Origin of the sequence: Kluyvera sp., from assembly GCF_047971185.1 — a bacterium.
GTDB lineage: Bacteria > Pseudomonadota > Gammaproteobacteria > Enterobacterales > Enterobacteriaceae > Kluyvera.
Genome location: NZ_JBKDZH010000012.1, coordinates 21,636 through 38,276 on the forward strand (window position 1 = coordinate 21,636; position 16,641 = coordinate 38,276).

General features: G+C 58.3%; 16 protein-coding genes. 4 read left to right on the plus strand and 12 right to left on the minus strand.

Translation table 11 applies throughout. The features are described 5' to 3' along the window. Nucleotides 1-20: 20 nt before the first annotated feature. Nucleotides 21-956 carry a LysR family transcriptional regulator gene (locus ACK5JN_RS01845; RefSeq protein WP_416868587.1) on the plus strand — a complete coding sequence of 312 codons (936 nt, stop codon included), beginning with the start codon at nt 21-23 and terminating at the stop codon, nt 954-956. A 33-nt stretch (nt 957-989) separates the two neighbouring features. On the opposite strand, the gene ACK5JN_RS01850 is transcribed toward ACK5JN_RS01845, so the two are convergent. Continuing rightward, on the minus strand, nt 990-1,346 hold the full coding sequence (locus ACK5JN_RS01850; RefSeq protein ID WP_416868588.1) for a hypothetical protein: 357 nt from the start codon (nt 1,344-1,346) through the stop codon (nt 990-992). A 205-nt stretch (nt 1,347-1,551) separates the two neighbouring features. Here ACK5JN_RS01850 and ACK5JN_RS01855 point away from each other — a divergent pair, with 205 nt between their 5' ends. Further along, the gene (locus tag ACK5JN_RS01855; protein WP_416868589.1) at nt 1,552-2,118 is read left to right on the plus strand and encodes a DJ-1/PfpI family protein; all 567 of its coding nucleotides are present in this window, start codon (nt 1,552-1,554) and stop codon (nt 2,116-2,118) included. 61 nt (nt 2,119-2,179) lie between these two features. Here the strand turns inward: ACK5JN_RS01855 and ACK5JN_RS01860 are convergent, their stop codons facing one another. Both ACK5JN_RS01860 and ACK5JN_RS01865 read right to left on the minus strand, forming a co-directional pair. After that, nucleotides 2,180-3,049 carry an aldo/keto reductase gene (locus ACK5JN_RS01860; RefSeq protein WP_416868590.1) on the minus strand — a complete coding sequence of 290 codons (870 nt, stop codon included), beginning with the start codon at nt 3,047-3,049 and terminating at the stop codon, nt 2,180-2,182. Between the two features lie 189 nt (nt 3,050-3,238). Next, entirely contained in the window at nt 3,239-4,855 is a 1,617-nt protein-coding gene (locus ACK5JN_RS01865; RefSeq protein WP_416868591.1) for a peptide ABC transporter substrate-binding protein, read from the minus strand. 192 nt (nt 4,856-5,047) lie between these two features. Between ACK5JN_RS01865 and mpaA the strand changes: the two genes are divergently transcribed. Next, nucleotides 5,048-5,767 (plus strand): murein tripeptide amidase MpaA, encoded by a 720-nt coding sequence (gene mpaA, locus ACK5JN_RS01870; protein WP_416868592.1) that lies wholly within the window; start codon nt 5,048-5,050, stop codon nt 5,765-5,767. Here mpaA and ycjG read toward each other — a convergent pair. Then, a complete protein-coding gene (gene ycjG, locus ACK5JN_RS01875) occupies nt 5,758-6,723 on the minus strand; it encodes an L-Ala-D/L-Glu epimerase (RefSeq protein ID WP_416868593.1) in 966 nt (321 codons plus the stop codon). The two genes, mpaA and ycjG, sit on opposite strands and share 10 nt — an antisense overlap. Before the next feature lie 100 nt (nt 6,724-6,823). Between ycjG and tpx the strand changes: the two genes are divergently transcribed. Further along, nucleotides 6,824-7,330: a thiol peroxidase gene (gene tpx, locus ACK5JN_RS01880; protein ID WP_064545896.1), complete on the plus strand. Its 507-nt coding sequence runs from the start codon at nt 6,824-6,826 to the stop codon at nt 7,328-7,330. 43 nt (nt 7,331-7,373) lie between these two features. Here the strand turns inward: tpx and ACK5JN_RS01885 are convergent, their stop codons facing one another. The 8 genes from ACK5JN_RS01885 to ACK5JN_RS01920 all read right to left on the minus strand — a co-directional run bounded on the left by ACK5JN_RS01885 (nt 7,374) and on the right by ACK5JN_RS01920 (nt 16,619). After that, the gene (locus tag ACK5JN_RS01885; protein WP_416868594.1) at nt 7,374-8,249 is read right to left on the minus strand and encodes a helix-turn-helix domain-containing protein; all 876 of its coding nucleotides are present in this window, start codon (nt 8,247-8,249) and stop codon (nt 7,374-7,376) included. A gap of 112 nt (nt 8,250-8,361) precedes the next feature. Next, nucleotides 8,362-10,023: a hypothetical protein gene (locus tag ACK5JN_RS01890; protein WP_416868595.1), complete on the minus strand. Its 1,662-nt coding sequence runs from the start codon at nt 10,021-10,023 to the stop codon at nt 8,362-8,364. A gap of 7 nt (nt 10,024-10,030) precedes the next feature. Continuing rightward, on the minus strand, nt 10,031-11,290 hold the full coding sequence (locus tag ACK5JN_RS01895) for an oligosaccharide MFS transporter (RefSeq protein WP_416868596.1): 1,260 nt from the start codon (nt 11,288-11,290) through the stop codon (nt 10,031-10,033). A gap of 211 nt (nt 11,291-11,501) precedes the next feature. Next, complete coding sequence (gene tyrR / locus ACK5JN_RS01900) at nt 11,502-13,043, minus strand: transcriptional regulator TyrR (RefSeq protein WP_416868597.1); 1,542 nt, start codon at nt 13,041-13,043, stop codon at nt 11,502-11,504. Nucleotides 13,044-13,216: 173 nt separating this feature from the next. Further along, on the minus strand, nt 13,217-13,921 hold the full coding sequence (locus ACK5JN_RS01905; RefSeq protein WP_416868598.1) for an ABC transporter ATP-binding protein: 705 nt from the start codon (nt 13,919-13,921) through the stop codon (nt 13,217-13,219). Next, nucleotides 13,908-14,744, minus strand: coding sequence for an ABC transporter ATP-binding protein (locus ACK5JN_RS01910; protein WP_416868599.1), 837 nt, complete (start codon nt 14,742-14,744; stop codon nt 13,908-13,910). Before ACK5JN_RS01910 ends, ACK5JN_RS01905 begins: the two co-directional genes overlap by 14 nt. Continuing rightward, on the minus strand, nt 14,737-15,570 hold the full coding sequence (locus ACK5JN_RS01915) for an ABC transporter permease (RefSeq protein WP_416868600.1): 834 nt from the start codon (nt 15,568-15,570) through the stop codon (nt 14,737-14,739). Before ACK5JN_RS01915 ends, ACK5JN_RS01910 begins: the two co-directional genes overlap by 8 nt. Further along, on the minus strand, nt 15,570-16,619 hold the full coding sequence (locus tag ACK5JN_RS01920; RefSeq protein WP_416868601.1) for an ABC transporter permease: 1,050 nt from the start codon (nt 16,617-16,619) through the stop codon (nt 15,570-15,572). The genes ACK5JN_RS01915 and ACK5JN_RS01920 overlap by 1 nt, the downstream gene beginning before the upstream one ends. Between the last annotated feature and the right edge of the window lie 22 nt (nt 16,620-16,641).

Consider the following 16,641-nt stretch of genomic DNA (forward strand, 5'->3'; position numbering starts at 1 on the left):
CTTTTCCAGGATTTGCATTAATGGTCGATCTCAGCACGACAAATATCCGCACGCTGCTGTTCTTCATCGCGGTTTACGACGCGCAAAGTTTTTCGCTTGTCGCCCGTAAAGAAGGGGTATCGCCGTCGATGATTTCACGCACCATGCAGCAGTTTGAAGAGGCGATAGGCCAGCAGCTTTTTTATCGCAATACGCGCTCGGTGATGCCGACAGAGGCGGCGCGACAGCTTATTGACCCGGTGCGCGCCATTGCCGAAGAGCTGGAGCGCGCGAAAGAAGCGTTGCAAAACCGCGCGGTTGTGCCGTCCGGTCTGGTACGCATCAATGCACCGGTATTCTTTGGCCAGCGGCATATCGCCCCCACGATTGGCGGGCTGGCCACCCGCTATCCGGGGCTGCGGATTGAACTGATGCTCACCGACGACTTTATCGATCCCCATCGTGAGGCCGCCGACGTTATTTTTCGTATCGGCACGCTGACCGACTCGGCCTTTCACGCGCGCGTCTTTGGTGAGCAGCACTATCATGTGGCCGCCTCGCCCGCCTATCTGCACCGGCACGGCGCACCGCGCACGCCGGACGAGCTGTCGCGGCATGCGTGCCTGGTCTACAGAGGATCTTCCGGCGCAAACCGCTGGCTGCTGCGGCAAGGTGAAGCGCCGTGGGTGCACTATCCGCTGACGCCAGCGCTGGTCTCCAATAACGCCGACGCGCTGCTCACCGCCGCGCTTGGCGGCATGGGGCTGGTGCTGTTTCCCGACTGGCTGATGGGCGACTGCCTGAAAAACGGTACGCTGATTAAGCTGCTCGCGGATTATGACGCGGCGATTCGTACCGAAGCGCAGCAGATTGCCGCTATCTACCCCAACGCTCGTCACCCGCCGCTCAACGTGCGCGCGGTGATTGATTACTACGTTGAGACGTTTGGTACGCCGCCGTACTGGCAGGTGAAATAGGCGAAGGTAGGTTCGAGCCCCGGTATCAATAGGTTAACGCTCCCCGCGTTCGAGATAGGCCAGCGTGAAGGTCTGGTAGTCGCTGGCGTCCACCTGCTCCTCCAGGCCATGACATTTAAGTCGATTGGTCGGTTCGCTTAGCGTGTGGCGCTCAAATTTTTCAATGACCGTGCACTCTTCAAGCCAGCGTTTGCCCAGCGCCAGTTCATCATTTTTGATTCCCGGCATCAGCACCAGCACCACCAGCAGCGCAAAGGCCGCGGCGGCAGAGAGCCACGTGGTAAACAGTACGGAAATCGGCACGTTGAGCTTCGAAAACAGGTAGCTTGCCAGCAGCAGGAGCAGAAAAATGGCGAGCAGCACGTTGCCAAATATCATGACATCAGACATATAGATCATCTCTGTTTGCCCGAACATAAAGCGGTGGAGGCGGCGGATATCGCGCGCGTGGAGTCGTCTGCCAAGTATAGACCGCCGTAGGAAGGCGCGCCGCCCGGGTAAAAGCCGTATCCGTGATGCAGCGCGCGCTTTGTGGTTCGCTATCCCCCTGCCGCCAGGCTATATCTTAGACATCGTTACTCCACGAGGATGGGTTATGGCAGGCAAAAAGATACTGATGCTGGTTGGCGATTATGCGGAAGATTACGAAACGATGGTGCCCTTCCAGGCCTTGCAGATGATTGGGCATCAGGTGGATGCCGTCTGCCCCGACAAACCGAAAGGCGACTACATCATGACGGCAATTCATGATTTTGACGGCGCCCAGACCTACAGCGAGAAACCCGGCCATCGCTTCGTGCTCAATGCCGATTTTGCCAGCGTTAATGAAGCAGATTACGATGCGCTGCTGATCCCCGGCGGACGGGCGCCGGAATACCTGCGTTTGTATGAAGCGGTGATTAAGCTGGTACAAGACTTCGATGTAGCGAACAAACCGATCGCCGCCGTCTGCCATGGCCCGCAGCTGCTGGCCGCCGCGGGCGTGCTGCAAGGGCGCACCTGTAGCGCCTACCCGGCCTGCGCGCCGGAAGTGCGGCTTAGCGGCGGCGAATATGCTGAAATTGCTATCGATCAGGCCTATGTCGATGGCAATCTGGTCACCGCACCGGCGTGGCCTGCGCATCCGCAGTGGCTGGCAAAGTTTGCCGAACTGTTGCGGTAGAACGGCGAGCGGGCAAAAAACAGGCGCTTATTTGCGCCTGTTTTTTTGTCATGAACGCCGCTCAGTCATGGATTTTCACCCCAAGACAGCCGCGAACAAATTCAGGATTAAAATGTTTCACCGCTTCCCCCACGTAGCCTAAATCCAGCGCGGCAATCTGCGTCATTTCCGCCTCGCTGAGCGCAAAATCCCAGATCGCAAAGTTCTCTTCAATACGCTGCTGACGGGTAGATTTCGGGATCACGGTGACGCCGCGCTGCACGTTCCAGCGCAGGACCACCTGAGCGATGGTTTTTTGATGCGCAGCGGCGATGCCCTGCAGCAGTTCATCGTCATACGGCTGGTGTCTCCCGCCGCCTAAGGGTGCCCAGGCTTCAGGCTGAACATGGTAGTGCTTCATGGTTTCCAGCGCGTCAGGTTGCGCAAAGTACGGGTGCAGTTCAACCTGATTGACCATCGGCCTAATTCTGACGGTTTCGCAGAAGTTGGTTAACACGTGCGCATAGAAGTTCGACACGCCAATGGCTTTCAGCTTGCCAGCATCATAAGCCTCTTCCAGCGCGCGCCACGCGCTGAAGTAGTCGCGCATGGCCTGATGCAGTAAATAGAGGTCAAAATAGTCTAACCCGGATTTTTCCAGGGACGCCGCAATACCGGCTTTCGCCGCGTCGTAGCTGGCCATATCCTGCACCCACAGCTTGGAGGTAATAAAGAGCTCCTCGCGGGTGCATAGCCCTTCAGCGATGGCTTCACGAACGGCCTCCCCTACGGCGTCTTCGTTGCCATAGACGGCTGCGGTATCAATAAGGCGATAACCCGTGCGAATAGCGCTTAACACCGACTGCTTACACTCTTCTTTATCGGTAACCTTGAAAACGCCAAACCCCATCATCGGCATCCTGAGGTTGTTACTTAATACTGAATATTCCACGGCTAAGCCCCCATCATGTTAAAACATGATTTTAAGCGACAAACCTCGCCGCGATTAGCCTGCTAAAGCTGATTTGACCTATGCAATGGATTCATGAATCAGGCGTTTTACCTTCAGGAAGAAAAATGCGGCGTAAGAAAACGGGCGCGGTAAGTGGCGCCCGTTCTGAGTTTTGCCGCGATGGCGTTATCAGTGCTTGATGATATACATCGTATGCGTATACGCCACGTCTTCCGGATTGGTGATCGGGTATCCTTTCACCCACGGCTTGATAAGACGCCCGTTGGTATACTGATAAATCGGCGCAATCGGCGCTTTCTCGGCGAGGATTTTCTCCGCCGCGTTGTAATCGGCGTTACGCGCCTCGGCGGTGTTCTCCAGCGAAGCCTGGCGGATCACTTTGTCATAGGCCGGGTCGTTAAAGCGCGCGATGTTGCCGCTGTTGGTCGAGGTAAGCAGCGACAGGAAGGTTGACGGTTCGTTGTAGTCGCCGACCCACGAGGCGCGGATCACATCGAAATTACCGGTGTTGCGGCTATCGATATAGGTTTTCCACTCCTGGTTTTGCAGCTTCACGTCCACGCCCAGATTTTTCTTCCACATTGAGGCGACCGCAATGGCAATCTTCTGATGCACTTCCTGGGTGTTATACAGCAACGTCAGCTTCAGCGGGCGGTTCGGACCGTAGCCTGCCGCCTGCAGCAGCGTTTTCGCCTGCGCGTTCAGCTCCGCCTGGCTGCTCTCTTCCAGCGCCGACGGCTGCGGCTTGAAGCCCGCCGTCACGTCCGGGGTAAAGCGCCACGCCGGTTTTTCGCCGGTTCCCAGCACTTTTTCGGCAATAATCCGCCGATCGATGCTCATGCTCAGCGCCAGACGCACGCGCGCATCGGCGGTAGGCCCTTTCTGAGTGTTAAAAGCGTAGTAGTAGGTGCCGAGCTGAGCAGGCGTAAAGACCTGGCCCGGCAGCTCTTTTTTGAGCTTCTGATACTGGTTTTTGGCGAATGATTCGGTGATGTCGATATCCCCGGCCTGGTAGCGCTTGGTGGCCGCAGACTCCTGGTTAATCGGCATAAAGGTGACCTTCTGAATCACCGTTTTAGCGTTATCCCAGTAATACGGATTTGGCGTCGCCACCAGCTTTTCATTCACCACGCGCTCGGCCAGCACGTACGCGCCGTTCCCGACCAGCTTGCCGGGGCGGGTCCAGTTTTTATCGCTTTCGACGACGGTTTTATTGACCGGATAGAGCGAGAAGTTCGCCGTCAGATTCACAAACCACGGCAGCGGCTTATCAAGCTGTACGCGCAGCGTGCGGGCATCCACCGCCGTCACGCCTAAGGTTTCAGGTTTGGCTTTGCCGTCAATAATATCCTGCGCGTTGGTTATCCCCGCCAGCGCCGCAAACCAGGCAAACGGCGAGGTGGTTTTCGGGTCAACCAGACGCTGCCAGCTGTAGACGAAATCCTGCGCCGTTACTGGCGTACCGTCTGACCATTTGGCATCGTTACGCAGCGTAAAGGTCCAGATTTTCTGATCGTTAGTCTGCCAGCGGGTAGCGACGCCCGGAATGATATTGCCGTTGGCGTCCTGATTCACCAGCCCTTCAAACAGGTCGCGAATCACCTGGATTTCCGGCAGCCCGACGGCTTTCGCCGGGTCTAATGAGGCGGGTTCATCTTTGATATGGCGCACCAGCTCCTGCTGTTTTGCCAGCGTCGTCCCGGCGGGAACATCGGCCGCCACGGCGGCAGTACTCAAACCCGCCAGCAGCGCGGCACAGCAGGTCAAGGTGAAAGGATACTTCATGACATCCCCTTAAAAGTAGGTAAACCCACACAACATAATGAAAATATTATTTGTTTCACTCGCCATAATTGCAAACGCCATGTCGCAGAAAATTGATTTGTAGCGTCAATTACCGTTCAGGAAACTATTTGATTCGCGGCGGATTTTGCACAACACTGCTCAATATCCTCTTTGTGTATCAGGACTCACGCTATGTCAGCCATCCGCCCTCGCGCCCAGCGCGGCGCTTTCCCGCCCGGAACGCAACACTATGGTCGTTCACTGCTGGGCGCACCGCTTATCTGGTTTCCCGCGCCGCTGGCAGGGCCGCAGAGCGGGTTAATCATTGCCGGTACTCACGGTGACGAAAACGCATCGGTGGTGACCCTCTCCTGCGCGCTGCGCACGCTGGCGCCGGAGCTGCGACGTCATCACGTGGTGCTGGCGGTTAACCCGGACGGCTGCCAGCTGGGGCTGCGCGCCAACGCCAACGGTGTGGATCTCAATCGCAACTTTCCATCCGCCAACTGGAAAACGGGAGAAACGGTCTATCGCTGGAACAGCGCCGCCGATGAGCGCGACGTGGTATTGCTGACCGGCAGCCGTCCTGGCTCCGAGCCGGAGAGTCGGGCGCTGTGTCAGTTAATTCATCAGATAAGTCCGGCGTGGGTGGTGTCGTTTCACGACCCGCTGGCCTGTATTGAAGACCCCCGCCACAGCGAGCTGGGGCAATGGCTGGCCGACGCATTCACGCTGCCGCTGGTCAGCAGCGTGGGCTACGAAACGCCCGGCTCGTTCGGCAGCTGGTGCAACGATATTGGCCTGCACTGCATCACCGCCGAGTTCCCGCCCATCTCCTCAGATGAGGCCAGCGAGAAGTATCTGGCGGCGATGACGGGGCTGCTGCACTGGCAGTCGGCGCATCACAAATGAAGCTCACCGCAGGTAAAATGTAAGGCCGGCTGCGCGTCGGCGGCCAGCCAGGTGGGGCCGTCGAGGTCGGCGAAACGCACCTGTGTCGCCAGCGGCAGCGCGGCGGCGATGGCGCGGGAGGTGCACAGCATGCAGCCGAGCATCAGCGCGAAGCCCTGGGCTTTCGCTTCGGCGGCCAGCGCCAGCGCCTCGGTAAGGCCGCCGGTTTTATCCAGCTTGATATTGACCATGTCATAGCGCCCGCGCAGCACCGGCAGGTCTTCGCGGGTATGGCAGCTTTCATCGGCGCAGATCGGCAGCGGATGAATAAAGTTATCCAGCGCCTCGTCTTCGCCCACCGGCAGCGGCTGTTCCAGCATCGCGACGTTGAGATCCGCCAGCAGCTGGCAGCGCGCCGCCAGACCGTCGCCGCGCCAGGACTCGTTGGCGTCGACAATCAGCGTGGCCTCCGGCGCGGCTTCACGAATCGCCACCATCCGCTCGCAGATAAAGTGGTTATCCAGTTTTACCTTCAGCAGCCGCGCGCCGCTGGCAAACAGCGCACTCGCGCTGGCGGCCATCTGTTCCGGCGTGCCGATCACCACCGTTTGCGCCGTGGTGACGGTGTCAGGTAGGGTCACGCCTAGTTGAGTGACAACGTCACTTCCACTCAGCGCGGTTTCCAGACTCCATAACGCACAATCAACCGCGTTGCGCGCCGCTCCTGCCGGGAGCAAATGACCGAGCTGTTCACGGGTGATGCCGCGCTCCAGCTGCTCGCCTATCGCCATAACCTGCGCCATCACCGAGGCGATGCTCTCGCCGTAGCGCGGGTACGGCGTGCATTCACCGACGCCCTTTACGCCATCCTGTTCCAGCTCAACCACTACCACCTTTGCCTCGCTGCGGCTGCCGCGTGCGATAACAAACGGCGTATGCAGCGGCCAGGCCTCTTCGAATACTCGCAGCTTTCTCATTTTGGCTCCTTTCATACAGGCGTAAATAGGGTTTGCCGTGTTAACACCTGTTGTCATACACTAGGGTCGACGTTAACTATATGTAAACAGGAAGATAATCATGTCGCAAACCGTACATTTCCAGGGCAATCCCGTTGCTGTTCAAGGTTCTATCCCACAGGCGGGCGATAAAGCTCAACCGTTTACGCTGGTGGCAAAAGATCTGTCTGACGTCACCCTGGGCCAGTTCGCTGGCAAACGTAAAGTTCTGAACATTTTCCCGAGCATCGATACCGGCGTTTGCGCGGCATCCGTGCGTAAATTCAACCAGCTGGCTGGCGAACTGGCGAACACCGTCGTTCTGTGCGTGTCCGCTGACCTGCCGTTCGCCCAGTCTCGCTTCTGCGGCGCGGAAGGTCTGAGCAACGTCGTGACGCTGTCTACCCTGCGCGCGCCGGAATTCCTGCAGACCTATGGCGTCGGCATTGCCGATGGCGCGCTGAAAGGCCTGGCGGCACGTGCCGTTGTGGTTATCGATGAAAACGACAACGTCGTGTACAGCGAGCTGGTGAACGAAATAACCAACGAGCCGGACTACGATGCTGCACTGGCGGCACTGAAAGCGTAATACCGTTGTCCTGACCCTTGTGGTCAGGACAATTTCTTATCCCTCAGCCTCTTAGACTATATGATTTACGGTACTGGAGGGGTGTTTTTGCCATATATTTTCGAAAACTGGTGATGAACCAGGCATATTCAGTAAATCCCGAACGTTCCCCCACTTCCCTGACCGACAGCGTGGTATGCACCAGCAGTTCGCAGGCATGACGAATTCGCCGCATGATCACATACTCCTGCAACGTACCTCCGGTTTCGCGGCGGAAGCGACGTGAGGCGTGCCCTTCCGAGCAGCCTGATGCCGCCGCCACGGCCTCCAGCGAGCAATGTTCCTGAAAGTGTTCTTCAATCCAGCGGATAATGTTGGCGGAAAACGCGTTCCGCTCGGAAAGCATCGCGTTCTCCAGCTCCTGGCCCGGCAGAAAGCTGACCAACTGCATTAGCAGCAGCGCGCTGTCGTTAATGGTGACCAGCTGCGCGTTTACCAGTCGTTCGAAACGCTCAAACAGTATTTCAATCATTGGCTGAAGGGTGGAAACATCAAAAATACGGATCTTCTCCCCGTAGCTGCTTAGCTGGCGCAGCAGCATCTGCAGGCGAGGAAAGTCGCGGAAGAAAGGCACCAGCAAGGTGCTGTTAAAGTGCAGCGTGGTACGGTGATACTGATTACGCTCGCCCTGCTCAACGTAAATTTTATGCACCCGCCCGGGAGGAAAAACGAATAGCCGCCCCGGTTTTACCGTAAACTGCTGGTGTTCCGCCACGGCAATCCCTACCCCCTGAGTAATAACAAGCATCTCCGGGCATTCATGAAAATGATAGTAATCTGCCGACGTGTTTTTCATGCGATTGAAATAGATCGCACTTTCATCAATTTCTAGCGTTTCCAGTAGCGTGACATCTTTACCATAGCCGGACTGTGCTGCCATAGTTCCTCTGGTTAACAAGATAAAATTAATCCAACCCGGTACGCTTTATCATTTTCACCAGGCTATTCGCTGGACAAAAGATGTCATCACCTTATTTATCACATCGTTTTTATCATTCGCTGTAGTGCACCTGCCAGCTCACGGTCAATAGGGTCCGGTCACACAGCTCGGCTCGCGCGATAATCTCCTGCGCCAGCGGGCCGGTTGGGCTACACAGCGTGGTGCGTCGGCGTTCGGTGTGGGTATAGCCCTGAAGCACCACCGGCAGCTGCGCGTCGTACACCGCCGCCAGCAGCTCAATGCGTAACGCGCCGCCCGGCGGGCAGGTGAAGGTATCCTCGCGCGTCACGCATCCCGGTGCGATAAGGTAGCGCGTCCGACAGGTAAAATCGGCGTCGCGCTGCGGTTCCTGCACCGCTTCCCCTCCTTCGGCGACCACATCCAGCGCCTCGCATTCGAAGACAATCTCCCAGCCGCCCGCGGTTTGTTGATGGCGGCAGCCGCTAAACCAAACCAGCGGCCGCAGCACCCGCCCGCGTGCATCGTGTATCCCCGGCACCCACAGCGGTGCGTCCCCCTGCGCCACGCCGGTAAACAGCCCATCGCTAAAGGGGATGGGGAAATAAGGCGACGTGGCATGATAAGGGCGATCGCCGTTGATCAGCGGCAGCGTGAAGGTGCGTAAACCGTCATTCCACTGAAATAGCCCACGCGTATAGCCCGTTTCGCGAAATGCGGTATAGGTGAGCGCCATCGGCTGCGGACTGACCGCCGACATTTCATAAGCCGGCAGCCGGGCCCACGCTTGCTGGACGTTCAGGTGCTGCACGCAAAGGCTGATATTTTCCCCTACCAGCCGATGCTCGGCGCGATAAGCATCGGTTTGTCGACCCTTAAACCACAGGTTGATGCTTTGTTCTTCCTCGTCATACCAGAAATTGAGGAAGCGCTCGCTACAGGCCAGCGAAAAGGTGCTGGCCGCTGCCTGCTGCTGCGGGTCGAGTAGCCCTAACCGCGCGCTGACCGCCAGAATTTCATTAAAGGCGCTGTCGCCATAAGCGCCGATGGATCGCCCCCACTGGAAACCGCTGCCGTTATCGTTAAGCATCGCCAGCACCAGCGTTGCGGCCTGGCGTAATGCCTCTTTGAGCCAGTCGGCCACCGCAAGCCCGGTTTCCAGATGCCGCTGACAGATTTCCGCCACCAGCAGCACGCTGTAGCGGTCGAACCGCCCGCGCCCGTTGGTTTCGTCCGCACAGCCGCTTTCGGCGTGGGCGCGAAAATGGTCAAGCAGCCTCTGCAAAATGCCCTGCGAGGCCCGTTCACTCTCCCAGCCCAACAAAAAGCGCAGGCGCGCGACGCTGAACGCCACGCCGTAAAAGTTGGTCGGGAAACGCGGATTCAGTTGCCACGAGCCTTCGTCAACCATCTCGCGCCAGTCCAGCTTCTCGCGCAGCGTGGCGAGTTGTTCGGGAGTTAAGACGCGCGCCAGCTGCCCGTTTTGTTGTAGCTTCAGCAGCGCCTGCAGAAAATAGTATTTCCCCCAGTTATCACACGGCGCTTCCACCAGCGCTGGCCAGACGCCCTGCCACTCTCCGGCGCATTCAGGTGCCCTTTCAAGCAACACGCTTAGCGCCAGCGCAAATTTACCGCTAACGTAAGGGTCGCCTTCCAGCGTTAAGGTGTGGCCAAAACTTTGCTGTTTATTTAGCGTTCGGTGAACGGTGGTGTTCATCAGCTGGTAAAGGCGGTGAATAATATCTTCTCTTTTCATTGGCGGCTCACGAGCGTTCGGTATTCAACGTTAGCGGAGCGGTGGATGCGTTATTCGTTAATAACACCGCGGAAATCACCGTAAATAGCAGTACGGTACAGCCCATTAACAGATAGGTATCGGCAAAACCAATCTTTTCATATAAGTAACCACTTAACGGTGAGAGCAGCACGGTACCCACATAGTTCACGCTTTGATAGCCCAGCAAATACATGGTGCCGTTCACTTTCTTATCAAAATTCATCTCCAGATATTTGAATACCGACACCAGCAGGAACGACATTTCAATGCCCCAGGAGAGTTTAATAATGCCAATTGCCAGCGCGCTGGTCACCAACCCGGAGCCAATAAAGCGCGCCGCCACCACAAAACCGGTAATCAGCATCCCGGCTTTCGGCCCCAGCCGATTAACAATGCCCGGCGCAATCATCATAAACAGGAATTCACAGCCGAGGCTTGCCGCGCCAAGATAGCCGTACATCTGGTGCCCGGCCTCCTTGCTGGCATAAAAGGTGATAAAGAAGCGCGGATACTGCTGTTCAGCGACAAACAGCACCCACACAACGCCGCAGACGTAGAGTACAAAGGTCCAGAATTTACGCAGTCTGAACAGCGCGGTAATATCTTTCAGCGCGGTTTTTTCTTTCGAAATGATACGGCTTTTCACCTCGTCGCTGACCTCAATCTTCATGGTCAGCACGATAATCAGGATCACCAGCGCGCCAGCGGAGCTGATACCAAAGTTAATCATCGGATTAATATTGAAAATATAGCCCGTGCTGGCAGCGGAAAAGACCGAGCCAATGGCACCCCACATTCTAATCTGGCCAAACTCCAGGTCAAACAAGCGCCCGAAACGATCAAGGTATGACTCCGCCGCCGCGCACCCGGCGTAATAGCCCATACTTAAAAACACCGCGCCAACCACAATCCCCAGATAAAGAACATTTTGTAATAGCGGTTTATAGATATAAAAGAAGAACGGAAATACGGTAATAGAAATCAGAGAAATAAAGAAAAGGAGATCTTTGCGCAGCCCAAGGCGATCGATGAGGAAACCGTAGACCGGTTTAATTAATACCGCACAAAAGCCGTTAACCGCAAACACGATACCGATCGCCACGCCGTCCAGGCCGATCTTTTCTGATAACCAGAATGAATAGGTATCCAGTGTCGCTTTCCACGAAAAGAAGTACACTAATATAAACAGGCTCAGCGTAATATATATTTTCCGCCTTGCTTTTACAGCTCCATCGCACGTATTCATACATCCCCCTATTTTGGAGAGCCAACAGTATTCAGGCGATGGGTGTTAAAACTGTATAGAGATCACAAAAAAAATCATTCTGCGAAAAACGTAGCGGGAATTGTCGAGGGAAACGCGGAAAGTTTAGGAATTATGATGCAAATTTTTCTATTCTGATGCGCGGTGAATTCCCCGGCAGCGCGGCGCTACCGGGGTTATCGTGCCGCAAGCGTTACTCTTCAGTCTTCTTGTTGCTCAGGCCATATTCCCGCAATTTGTTGGCAATTGCGGTATGCGAAACGCCAAGGCGCTTAGCCAGCTTGCGCGTACTCGGATAGCTGCGATAAAGCTGGGTCAGCACCGAGCGTTCAAAGCGGCGGGTAATGTCGTCCAGCGAGCCTTCCATCGCCTCTTCCCCGACCGCCGCGCTCGAGACGTCGTGATCCGGCAGCAGCACGTCCTGCGGGCGCAGTTCATAGCCTTCCAGTTGGGTCAGCGCGCGATAAACCGCGTTTTTCAGCTGACGGACGTTGCCCGGCCAGCCGTAGCGGGTCAGCACGGTGTTGAGATCGGCAGACAGTTTTGGTCGTGAAATCCCCTGCTCATCGGCAAAGCGCGCGACGAACAGTTCGGTCAGCGGCATGATGTCCTGCGGGCGGTCGCGCAGCGGCGGCAGGTTCAGCGTCAGCACGTTCAGGCGATAGTAGAGATCTTCGCGGAACAACCCTTTCTGCACCAGCTCCACCAGGTTTTTCTGCGTCGCGCAGATCACGCGCACGTCGACGTGCACCTCGTGATCCTCACCGACGCGGCGGAAAGTACCGTCATTGAGGAAACGCAGCAGTTTAGTCTGCATGCGCGGCGACATTTCGCCGATTTCGTCCAGCAGCACCGAACCGCCGTTGGCCTGTTCAAAGAAACCCTTTTTGCCATCGGCGGCATCGCCAAACAGCTCGCTCTCGACCGCGTCTTCCGGAATCGAGCCGCAGTTAAGCGCCAGATACGGTTTCGCCGCGCGTGGGCTCGCCAGATGACAGGCGTGGGCCAGCAGATCTTTACCGGTACCCGTTTCACCGACAATCAGCAGCGGGGCGGTCAGCAGCGCCAGCTTGCGCGCCTGATCGACCACCTGACGCATACGCGGGCTAACGGCGACAATCTGGCTGAAGGCGCTGACGTCCTGGGTGGTCATGGTTTGCAGCTGACGGCCCATGCGCAGCGTGGAGCGCAGCATCAGCACCGCGCCGGCCAGCACGCGGGCGTCGTTTTCACCGCTCAGATACACCGGCGTGGCTTCCAGCAGGAAGTTTTGCCCGTGGATCACCACGTGCTCGGCGTGCGACTCCACCGTATCGCTCTCCAGCCAGCGCTGGAAGTTAAAGCCGCTAATCAGCTGCGCCACGTTGTGGTTGCGCATCTTGTCCTGGCTCATGCCAAACAGCTGACAGCTCGCCGGGTTAGCGCGTTCAATTTTGCTGCGCGTGTCCAGCGACAGCACCGGCTCTGGCATCGCTTCCAGCAGCGCGCTCAGCGCCAGGTGTTCACGCTCGGAGGGCATCCATGGCACGGTACGGACGTCGGTGACGCCAGCAATACGGCGGATTTCCGCCATCAGGCTACTGAAGCTGGTGAAATCCAGCTCCGCGAAATTGAGGTAGATTCGGCCAACAGGGTCGATATCGATACCGCGCAGGTCAATGCCGCGCAGCACCAGAAGATCGAGCAGTTCACGTGTCAGACCGAGACGGTCTTCACAAAAGACTTCAAGACGCATGGGAGTGTTCACCCTTAAAAGCCAAAGACGTATGAATAATAAGACAGTTATCGGCTGGCGGGAAGATGACTGTCAACAATTATTGACAGTATGGCGGAAAAATGGCCGTTGTGCCGTAAAGTTATACGGTAGCTGTCCCGGCGTCGCTTCGCTCGGCCGGGCTACAGATGAGGTTACCCCATTCGATGCTCGCCCCGTTCCAGCGCGTGGCGATCGAAAAAGCGCTGAATCACGCCATTGGCCATAAACGCCGCGCGGTCGGACATATGGGCAATGACATCCGCGTCGTGGCTCACCAGCAGATAGGTCATGCCATGCGCCTGCTTCAGGCGGTTAAGCAGGTTGAGGATCTCGGCCTGCACCGACATATCCAGCGCCGACGTGGGCTCGTCGAGCAGCAGGATTTTCGGGCGCAGCAGCAGCGCGCGGGCAATCGCGACCCGCTGACGCTGGCCGCCGGAGAGCTGATGCGGATAACGCCGCGCCGCGTCGGCGGGCAGACCCACCTGCTCCAGCGCGGTTGTGACACGCGCTTCGATATCCGCTTCGCCGTGGATACGCAGCGGCTCGCTCAGGGTGCGCCACAGCGTATGATTCGGATGCAGCGAGGCGTAGGGATCCTGGAAGACCATCTGCACGTTGCGCCGCAGTTCTCCCTGAAAGCGCGCGCCCGGGGTGATGTTCTGGCCAAACAGCGCAACGCTGCCGCGCCAGTCGCGCTGTAGCCCGGCAATCACGCGTAAAATCGTCGATTTACCGCAGCCGGACTCGCCAATCAGGCTGAACGTCTCGCCCGCGTCAACGTGAAAATGGGCGGCAGACACCGCCGTTTTGTCGCCGAAGGTGACCTGTAGCGCCTCAAGATTAACGATCGCCATGCGCCGCCTCCTCAAAATTCTGCGTGCGATCCAGCGTGGGCAGCATCTGCCCGTAGGTCTGCGCGTTCGGGCGACAGGTCCACAGCGTGCGCGTGTAGGGGTGCGTCGCCTGCGGCAGGTCGCGGGCCGCCATCTCGTCAACGCCGTTGCCCTGATACATCACCAGTACGCGGTCGCAGTGCTGCGCCACCAGCGGCAGGTCGTGGCTAATCAGCAGCATCGCCATATGCCGCTGCTCGCACTGCGCCACCAACAGTTCAAGGATCTGGTTACGCAACCGCGCATCCAGCGCCGAGGTCGGTTCGTCAGCAATCAGCACCTGCGGGTCGTTGATCAGCGCAATGGCGATCATCACCCGCTGTCCCATCCCGCCGGACAGCTCGCCCGGATAGCGGTGCAGCACTCGCGGGTCCAGGCCCATCGCCAGTACCGCAGCTTCAATTTTCTCCTGCCGCTCACGGCGGCTCAGGCGCTGATGCAGCGTTAACGCCTCCTCCAGCTGTGCATAAACCGTTTTCACCGGGTTAAGCGCGTAGCGCGGGTCCTGCAACACCATCGCGATATCGTTGCCGCGCAGCCCGCGCCAGCCCCTGGCATCCAGCGACAGCACGTCGTGGCCCAGTACGTTCAGCCGTTTCGCGCTGACCACGCCGGGTTTACGCACCAGCCCCATTAACGCGCGGGCGGTCATCGATTTACCGGAGCCGGATTCCCCCACCAGCGCCAGCCGCTCGTTGCCTAGCGTAAAACGCATATTGTTGACCACCCGCGCCCCGGGATAATCAATATTCAGCCCCTCTACGGAGAGTCGTGGCTCAGTCATGTTGCGGCTCCAGTACGTCACGTAAACCATCACCCAGCAGGTTAAACGCCAGGCTGGCGATCAGGATCGCGGCCCCGGGCGCGGCGGCTATCCACCACTGGTCAAAAATCACCTGCATCCCGTCGGCAATCATCGCGCCCCACTCCGCCATCGGCGGACGGGCACCCAGGCCGAGGAAACCTAAGCCCGCAGCGGCCAGGATGATCCCCGCCAGATCCAGCGCCAGACGGACGATCGCCGACGGCAGGCACAGCGGCAGAATGTGCCCCACCAGTAGCCGTAGGCCACGAATGCCCATCATTTCCGCGGCAGCGAGATAATCGCTGTGCCGCAGGCGCTGAATCTCGCTGCGCGCCTGACGCGCATAGGCGGGCCAGGTGGTCAGCGCCAGCGCCAGCGCGCCATTGACCAGCCCGGGGCCAAGCATCGCTACAAAGGCGAAGGCCAGAATCAGCCGCGGCATCGACATCACCACGTCGGTAAAGCGCATCAGGATGCGCTCCAGCCAGCCGCCGTAATAGCCGGACAGAATGCCTATTAGCAGCCCCACCGGCAGCGTAATCACCGTGACCAGCGCCACCAGCCCCAGCGCCGGGCGGGTGCCATAGATCAGCCGGGAAAGCAGGTCACGACCATAGCTGTCGGTGCCCAGCCAGTGCTGGGCTGAGGGCATTTGCAGGCGCATCGCGGCATCCTGCCAGTTGGGGTCCATTGGCGCGAGCCATGGCGCGAACAGCGCGGTCAGAACCAGTAAGGTAATCACCGTCAGCCCGCAACAGGCGGCGGGAGAACGCAGCAGACGGCGTAAAAATAGCGAAACTGGCATCAGCGAACCCTCGGGTCGGTCAGCCGCACCAGGACGTCGGTGAGGTTATTAATCAATACGAAACACACGCCAATCAGCAGCGTTCCCCCCATAATCGCCGCCGTATCACCGGCAAACAGCGCCGTCGTCAGATAGCGACCAATGCCCGGCCAGGAAAATACCGTCTCGGTCAGCACCGCGCCTTCCAGCATTGAGGTATAGGCCAGCGCAATCACCGTCAGCAGCGTGCCGCGAATGTTCGGCAGCACGTGGCGCAGCAGAATGCTCATCTCCCCGGCACCCTTCGCGCGCGCCAGCAGAATGTACTCTTTGTTCATTTCGCTCAGGCAGGCCGATCGCGTCAGCCGCGTAATGCTGGCCAGCGAATAGTAGGCCAGCAGCAGCACCGGCAGCACCAGATGGCTGAAGGCGTTGCGAAACGCCTCCCGGTCGCCGGAAAGCCAGGTATCCATCAGCGCGAAGTCGGTTTTCGGCTCAATGGTGAACTGATAAATATCGTCCAGCCGACCGGGGCCGGGGCTCCACTGTAGCTTCGCGTAAAACAGCGCCAGCATCAGCAGCCCGAGCCAGAAAATCGGCACCGAGTTGCCCAGCAGCGTCAGCGTGCGCACGGCGAAATCCCACGGCGAACCGGCGTAGCGGGCGCACAGCACGCCGGCAATCACGCCAAAGACCGCGCCGATAATCAGCGCCAGCGTCGCCAGCTCCAGCGTCGCCGGAAAAGCGGCCAGCAGGTCGTGCAGCACCGGCTGCCCGGTGGCGCTGGCGGTGCCGAGATCGCCGTGGGTCAGATTCACGAGGTAGTGCCAGAACTGCACCGGCAGCGAGCGGTCAAGACCGAGCTGGTGACGCACCTGATCGTAGGTCGACTGGCTGGCGTGGTCGCCGACAATTTGCAGCACCCGGTCGACGGGCGACAGCGCGGAGAGCGCGAAGGTGACCAGCAGCAGCCCCAGCAGGGTAAGCGCCAGCGTTAGCAGGCCCTGCAATAGCGCGGAGAGTAAACGCCGGGTTCGCTGCGCGGTTGGATTCGATAAAGCGGCGGGCATGAGCATTCCGTATATCAACGAG

Bases quoted from the DNA above. Each gene is read 5' to 3' on its own strand.
- ACK5JN_RS01850 (WP_416868588.1), bottom strand. From the start codon at position 1,346: ATGTCTGATGTCATGATATTTGGCAACGTGCTGCTCGCCATTTTTCTG.
- ACK5JN_RS01855 (WP_416868589.1), top strand. From the start codon at position 1,552: ATGGCAGGCAAAAAGATACTGATGCTGGTTGGCGATTATGCGGAAGAT.
- tpx (WP_064545896.1), top strand. From the start codon at position 6,824: ATGTCGCAAACCGTACATTTCCAGGGCAATCCCGTTGCTGTTCAAGGT.
- ACK5JN_RS01890 (WP_416868595.1), bottom strand. From the start codon at position 10,023: ATGAAAAGAGAAGATATTATTCACCGCCTTTACCAGCTGATGAACACC.
- ACK5JN_RS01920 (WP_416868601.1), bottom strand. From the start codon at position 16,619: ATGCCCGCCGCTTTATCGAATCCAACCGCGCAGCGAACCCGGCGTTTA.
- ACK5JN_RS01910 (WP_416868599.1), bottom strand. From the start codon at position 14,744: ATGACTGAGCCACGACTCTCCGTAGAGGGGCTGAATATTGATTATCCC.
- ACK5JN_RS01905 (WP_416868598.1), bottom strand. From the start codon at position 13,921: ATGGCGATCGTTAATCTTGAGGCGCTACAGGTCACCTTCGGCGACAAA.
- mpaA (WP_416868592.1), top strand. From the start codon at position 5,048: ATGTCAGCCATCCGCCCTCGCGCCCAGCGCGGCGCTTTCCCGCCCGGA.
- ACK5JN_RS01885 (WP_416868594.1), bottom strand. From the start codon at position 8,249: ATGGCAGCACAGTCCGGCTATGGTAAAGATGTCACGCTACTGGAAACG.
- ACK5JN_RS01895 (WP_416868596.1), bottom strand. From the start codon at position 11,290: ATGAATACGTGCGATGGAGCTGTAAAAGCAAGGCGGAAAATATATATT.
- ACK5JN_RS01915 (WP_416868600.1), bottom strand. From the start codon at position 15,570: ATGCCAGTTTCGCTATTTTTACGCCGTCTGCTGCGTTCTCCCGCCGCC.
- ACK5JN_RS01845 (WP_416868587.1), top strand. From the start codon at position 21: ATGGTCGATCTCAGCACGACAAATATCCGCACGCTGCTGTTCTTCATC.
- tyrR (WP_416868597.1), bottom strand. From the start codon at position 13,043: ATGCGTCTTGAAGTCTTTTGTGAAGACCGTCTCGGTCTGACACGTGAA.
- ACK5JN_RS01865 (WP_416868591.1), bottom strand. From the start codon at position 4,855: ATGAAGTATCCTTTCACCTTGACCTGCTGTGCCGCGCTGCTGGCGGGT.
- ycjG (WP_416868593.1), bottom strand. From the start codon at position 6,723: ATGAGAAAGCTGCGAGTATTCGAAGAGGCCTGGCCGCTGCATACGCCG.